Raw genomic sequence first — 6,075 nt, 5'->3', positions numbered from 1 at the left:
GCACCGCCCGCGGCAGCGGCCGGCGCACCGTGCGGGTCGGGGCGCGGCCGCCGGTACCGGCCGCTCGCATCGCGAACTCCCCTCCCTGTGCGAAAGTTCGGGCAGCGCACTGACCGGGCCGCCCACGGCCGGGGCCCGGGGAGGCAACGCCGTACTGGAGGAGGGCCCGTGAGCGACGGCTTCGCCCTGGAGGGGGAGTCGACCCGGCTCGTCCCGACCCGCGAGGAGGACCTCGACCTGCTGGCCGGGTGGTTCGCCGACACCGGGTTCGTCGAGCACTGGGGCGGGGTGCCGCTGCCGCGCGCGGAGGTCGCCGCGAAGTACCTGGGGCGGCGCCGTCCGCAGGTGGAGTCCTTCCTGGTGCTCGCCCAGGGAGCGCCGGCGGGCTACGCCCAGTACTGGCGGGCCGGGCCGGACGGCGGCGGCATCGACCTGGTGCTCCACCCGGACGCCCGCGGTCGCGGCCTGGGCCCGGACGCTGCGCGGGCCCTGCTCGCCCACCTGCACGGCGAGCGGGGGTGGCGGCGGGTGACGGTCGACCCGGCGGCGTCGAACGTCCGGGCCGTGCGGGCCTGGGAGAAGGCGGGCTTCCGGCGGGTGGCCGGCCCCTCGGTGGACGGGCTCCTGCTGATGGAGCACCGCGCCGGGCCGTGATGCGCCGGGCCGTGGCGCGCCGGGCCGTGGCGCGCCGGGCCGTGGCGCGCCGGGCCGTGACGCGCCGGGCCGTGACGCGCCGGGCCGTGGCGCGCCGGTCCCCCTGCCCGGCGGGCCGCGACGCCTCTCGCCCGGACGAGAAGCGGAGCGGGTGCGGCCCACCGCGCCCCGGCGGCGCACCACGTAGGATTTCGGGCCTGGGCGCGGATTCGGAGCGTCCGGATGCGAGGGAGCACGGAGGAGGGGCGATGAGTCCGCGCAGCACCGTGGCCGAGGCCCGCCGGACCCGGGCCCGGATCATCGACCGGAGCGTCGCCCTCGCCTCGGTGGACGGGCTGGAAGGGCTGACCATCGGACGGCTGGCCGGCGACCTCGGCCTGTCCAAGGCGGGCGTGCTCGGCCACTTCGGCACCAAGGAGGCCCTCCAACTGGCCACCCTGGAACGGGCCTCCGCCCTCTTCACCGCCCTGGTGTGGGACCCGGCCTCGGCCGTCGAACCCGGCCTGCGCCGCCTGCGCGCCGTCTGCCAGAACTGGATCGACTACCTCGACCACGCCCGCGAGGTCTTCCCCGGCGGCTGCCTGTTCACCACCGCCTCGGTCGAGTTCGACGCCCACGACGGACCGGTCCGCCGCAACGTCGCCCGGCTGCTGATGGTCTGGCGCCGCCGGCTGGCCGGCGAGGTCCGGCTCGCCGTCGAGGCCGGGGAACTGCCCGACGACACCGACCCCGAGCAGGTCGTCCACGAGCTCACCGGCATCTACCTGGCACTCAACCAGGCCCTGCAACTCCTGCGCGACCCGCTCGCCGCCACCCGTACCCGCCGCGCCCTGGACCGCCTGCTGCCCGCCCGCGCCGACTGAGCCCCCGCCGCCCCGGGCGGGCGGCCGTACGCCCCGGGCGGGTCCGGGCCGGTCAGAGGATCCCGCCGCTGTAGTAGCCGCCGAGCCGGTCGCGGTAGGCCGGGTCGTCGCCGTGGTGCCCGCCGTCGCGGGTGGGCGAGTTCTTCACCTCGTCCCTGGTGCGGTCCAGGAACACGGTCCTCGCGTCGTGGTCGACCCGGGTGACGGTGCCGGCCGGGAGCAGCACCTCGCGGCCGAAGATCCACGGGCCGGTGTCGACCACGAGGTAGCCCGCGCCGACGTCCTCGGTGTGCTTGTCGACCCGGCCGATGTGCCCGTCGACCGCCTCGACCCGGTACCCGGTCAGGTCCGATCCCGCGGCGTAGCCCTCCGCGCCCTCGTAGTCCCACAGTCCGCCGGCCACAGCCGCCTCCTCGTCCTCGTCCGTCCAGGTCGGTCCCCCCGCGGGACCCGGCTGCCCCGGCGGCGCCCGGTCATGCCCGCGCGGGCGCTGCCGGGGCCGGGCGCTGCCGGAACGGGCGCCGCTGGAACGGGCGGGAAGGGGCCGTGGCGCGCGGGCCCGGTGGCGTGCCGGAGGGCTAGGGTCGGCGGATGGACGCACCCCCGAAGCAGGAGCAGCCGCCCCCGCCGAGGCCGGACCGGCGGCGCCCCCGCCGCTGGCGGGAGGTCTCTCCCACCCGCCGCGGCCTGGTGCTGGCGTGGTGGGGATTCACCCTCACCTTCGGCCTCCTGCGGCTGCTGACCTGGCTGATCCACATCGACGCCGCCGGGGTCGGGAACGTCTCGGCGGGCGGCGTCCACCTCCACCACTACGTGTGGGGCATCCTCGTCCTGATGGTCGTCGGGGCGCTCGGCCTGGTCGAACGCACGCCGCGCTGGCGGACCTGGATGGGCCTGGCCTACGGCATCGGCACCGCGCTGATCGTCGACGAGACCGCCAACCTGATCAACCTGAGCGACGTCTACTGGGAACACGCCGGCGGGACCAGCATCGCCGTCGCGCTGATCGTCATCGGCGTGGTCGGCGGCGCCCTGGCCTTCACCCACCGGGACAGCCCCGGGCCCGGGGCGGGCGGCCCCGACCAGGAGGAGGACTGACGGCCACCCCGGGCCCCGGGCGTCCAATGGAAAGCGGAAAATCGGAGGAATGCGCGGGAAAGCGAATTTCTCCGCTCCCCCCGCGTGGCACCCACCCATTTGCCACGCACCTCCTAGTCTCAGCGGTCTACAGCGCTACCGCGCTTTCCCCGCCGCGCCTGTGCGCCTTCGAGCCGAGGAGTTACGGCCATGAGTCGTGTCGTCAGGGCCGCCCTGTTCCAGACCGCGTGGACGGGCGACAAGGAATCCATGCTGGACGCCGCCGAACGGGCCGCGCGGGACGCCGCCGGGCAGGGGGCGGGGATCATCGGGTTCCAGGAGGTGTTCAACGCCCCGTACTTCTGCCAGGTGCAGGAGCCCGAGCACTACGCGTGGGCCGAGCCCGTCCCGGACGGGCCGACGGTGCGCCGGATGCGGGCGCTGGCCAAGGAGTTGGGCATCGTGATCGTCGCGCCGGTGTACGAGATCGAGAAGCCGGGCTTCTACTACAACACCGCCGCCGTGATCGACGCCGACGGCAGCTATCTGGGCAAGTACCGCAAGCACCATATTCCGCAGGTGCGCGGATTCTGGGAGAAGTACTACTTCAAGCCCGGAAACCTCGGCTGGCCGGTGTTCGAGACGGCGGTCGGGAAGGTCGGCGTGTACATCTGCTACGACCGGCACTTCCCCGAGGGCTGGCGGGCGCTCGGCCTGGCCGGCGCCGAGATCGTCTACAACCCGTCGGCGACCAGCCGCGGCCTGTCCGCGTACCTGTGGCAGCTGGAGCAGCCCGCCGCCGCCGTCGCCAACGAGTACTTCGTCGCCGCGATCAACCGGGTCGGCGTCGAGGAGTACGGCGACGACGACTTCTACGGCACCAGCTACTTCGTCGACCCGCGCGGCCAGTTCGTCGGCGAGGTGGCCTCCGACAAGAGCGAGGAACTCGTCGTCCGCGACCTCGACCTCGGAATGATCGACGAGGTCCGCCGGCAGTGGGCGTTCTACCGGGACCGCCGGCCGGACGCCTACGGCCCGCTGACCGAGGGCTGAGCGCGATGGCCCGCACCCTGATCACCGGCGGGCTGGTGATCACCGCCGCCGAGGAGACGCCCGCCGACGTGCTGGTCGAGGACGGCCGGGTGGTCGCGCTCGCCCTGCCGGGCAGCCAGCAGTGGAGCGCCGACCAGGTGTTCGACGCGAGCGGGAAGTACGTCGTCCCCGGCGGCGTCGACGCGCACACCCACATGGAGATGCCGTTCGGCGGCACCCGCGCCTCCGACACCTTCGCCACCGGCACCCGGGCCGCCGCCTGGGGCGGCACCACCACCATCGTCGACTTCGCGATCCAGAGCCGCGGCTCCTCGCTGCGCGCCGGACTCGACGCCTGGCACGCCAAGGCCGACGGCAACTGCGCCGTCGACTACGCCTTCCACATGATCGTCTCGGACGTCGACGAGTCGGTGCTGCGCGAGATGCCCGGCCTGGTCGGCGAGGGCGTCACCTCGTTCAAGCTGTTCATGGCCTACCCCGGCGTCTTCTACTCCGACGACGGGCGGATCCTGCGCGCCATGCAGCAGGCCGCCGAACTCGGCGCGCTCACCATGCTGCACGCCGAGAACGGCCCCGCCATCGACGTCCTGGTCGAACAGGCGCTGGCCCGGGGCGAGAGGGACCCGCGCCACCACGGCGAGGTCCGCCGGGCGCTGCTGGAGGCCGAGGCCACCCACCGCGCCGTCCAGCTCGCCCGGGTCGCCGGCGCGCCGCTGTACGTGGTGCACGTCTCCGCCCGCGAGGCGCTCGCCGAGATCGCCGCCGCCCGCGACCTCGGACTGCCCGTCTTCGGCGAGACCTGCCCGCAGTACCTGTTCCTCTCCACCGACAACCTCGCCGAACCCGGCTTCGAGGGCGCCAAGTACGTCTGCTCCACCCCGCTGCGCCCGAAGGACCACCAGGCGGCGCTCTGGCGCGGCCTGCGCACCGACGACCTCCAGGTGGTCTCCACCGACCACTGCCCGTTCTGCTTCAAGGGCCAGAAGGAGCTCGGGCTCGGCGACTTCTCGAAGATTCCCAACGGCCTGCCCGGCGTCGAGCACCGGATGGACCTGCTGCACCAGGGCGTGGTCGAGGGCCGGATCAGCCGCCGCCGCTGGATCGACCTCGCCTGCGCCGCCCCCGCCCGGATGTTCGGCCTCCACCCGCGCAAGGGCACCATCGCCCCCGGCTCCGACGCCGACCTGGTGATCTACGACCCGCACGCCGTGCAGACCCTCTCCGCCGCCACCCACCACATGAACGTCGACTACTCGGCGTACGAGGGCCGCACCGTCACCGGGAAGGTCGAGACGGTGTTCTCCCGCGGCGAGGTGCTGCTCGACCGCGGCGACTACCTCGGCCGCCCCGGCCACGGCGCCTTCCTGCCCCGCTCCACCTGCCAGTACCTCTGACACCCCCCTTCCGCGAGGAGCCCCGCAGTGGACTTCGGACTCGTCCTGCAGACCGACCCGCCGGCCGCCGAGGTCGTCGAACTGATGCGCCGCGCCGAACGGGCCGGCTTCAGCCACGGCTGGACCTTCGACTCCGCCGTGCTCTGGCAGGAGCCCTTCGTCATCCACAGCCGGATCCTGGAGCACACCGAACGCCTGCGCGTCGGCCCGATGGTCACCAACCCCGGCACCCGCACCTGGGAGGTCACCGCCTCCACCTTCGCCACCCTCAACGACATGTACGGCAACCGGATGGTGTGCGGCATCGGCCGCGGCGACTCCGCGATGCGGGTCGCCGGGCGCCGCCCCAACACGCTCGCCCGGCTCGGCGAGGCCATCGACGCCATCCGCGACCTCGCCGAGGGGCGCGAGGCCGAGGTCGACGGCAACCCCGTCCGCATCCCCTGGATCCGGGACGGCCGGCTGCCCGTCTGGATGGCCGCCTACGGCCCCAAGGCGCTCGCCCTCGCCGGACGCAAGGCCGACGGGTTCATCCTCCAACTCGCCGACCCCTACCTCACCGAACACATGGTCAAGGCCGTCCGCCGGGCCGCCGAGGAGGCCGGCCGCGACCCCGCCGCCGTCACCGTCTGCGTCGCCGCCCCCGCCTACGTCGGCGACGACCTCGACCACGCCCGCGAACAGTGCCGCTGGTTCGGCGGCATGGTCGGCAACCACGTCGCCGACCTGGTCGCCAGGTACGGCGAGCACTCCGGCCTCGTCCCCGAGGAGCTCACCGCCTACATCAAGGACCGCCACGGCTACGACTACAGCCACCACGGCCGCGCCGGGAACCCCTCCACCGACTTCGTCCCCGACGCCGTCGTCGACCGCTTCTGCCTGCTCGGCCCGGCCGCCGCCCACGTCGAGAAACTGCGCGCGCTGCGCGACCTGGGCGTCGACCAGTTCGCGGTGTACGCGATGCACGACGCCCGCGAGGCCGTCATCGACGCGTACGGGGAGCACGTCATCCCCGCCCTCGGATAGGCCCTCAG

At 74.0% G+C, this 6,075-nt stretch carries 7 protein-coding genes; 6 read left to right on the top strand and 1 reads right to left on the bottom strand.

What is annotated here, in order from left to right; all coding sequences use genetic code 11:
* Positions 1–168: 168 nt before the first annotated feature.
* Together ACFUEL_RS33145 and ACFUEL_RS33140 are read left to right on the top strand one after the other, a co-directional pair.
* Positions 169–654, top strand: a complete 486-nt coding sequence (locus tag ACFUEL_RS33145) for a GNAT family N-acetyltransferase (protein WP_380240854.1) — start codon at positions 169–171, stop codon at positions 652–654.
* 248 nt (positions 655–902) lie between these two features.
* Entirely contained in the window at positions 903–1,517 is a 615-nt protein-coding gene (locus ACFUEL_RS33140) for a TetR/AcrR family transcriptional regulator (protein ID WP_380240852.1), read from the top strand.
* A 52-nt stretch (positions 1,518–1,569) separates the two neighbouring features.
* Here the strand turns inward: ACFUEL_RS33140 and ACFUEL_RS33135 are convergent, their stop codons facing one another.
* Positions 1,570–1,920, bottom strand: a complete 351-nt coding sequence (locus tag ACFUEL_RS33135; RefSeq protein WP_380240851.1) for a PRC-barrel domain containing protein — start codon at positions 1,918–1,920, stop codon at positions 1,570–1,572.
* 188 nt (positions 1,921–2,108) lie between these two features.
* Between ACFUEL_RS33135 and ACFUEL_RS33130 the strand changes: the two genes are divergently transcribed.
* The 4 genes from ACFUEL_RS33130 (at position 2,109) to ACFUEL_RS33115 (ending at position 6,067) form a co-directional block, all read left to right on the top strand.
* Positions 2,109–2,615, top strand: coding sequence for a hypothetical protein (locus tag ACFUEL_RS33130; protein ID WP_380240849.1), 507 nt, complete (start codon positions 2,109–2,111; stop codon positions 2,613–2,615).
* A gap of 189 nt (positions 2,616–2,804) precedes the next feature.
* On the top strand, positions 2,805–3,647 hold the full coding sequence (locus tag ACFUEL_RS33125; protein WP_380240847.1) for a nitrilase-related carbon-nitrogen hydrolase: 843 nt from the start codon (positions 2,805–2,807) through the stop codon (positions 3,645–3,647).
* A gap of 5 nt (positions 3,648–3,652) precedes the next feature.
* A complete protein-coding gene (hydA, locus tag ACFUEL_RS33120; RefSeq protein WP_380240845.1) occupies positions 3,653–5,041 on the top strand; it encodes a dihydropyrimidinase in 1,389 nt (462 codons plus the stop codon).
* A gap of 27 nt (positions 5,042–5,068) precedes the next feature.
* Positions 5,069–6,067: a TIGR03842 family LLM class F420-dependent oxidoreductase gene (locus ACFUEL_RS33115; protein ID WP_380240843.1), complete on the top strand. Its 999-nt coding sequence runs from the start codon at positions 5,069–5,071 to the stop codon at positions 6,065–6,067.
* Positions 6,068–6,075: the final 8 nt, after the last annotated feature.

Origin of the sequence: Kitasatospora sp. NPDC057198 (assembly GCF_042670125.1) — a bacterium.
Classification (GTDB): Bacteria; Actinomycetota; Actinomycetes; order Streptomycetales; family Streptomycetaceae; genus Kitasatospora.
This window is presented reverse-complemented; position numbering and strand designations above follow the sequence as displayed.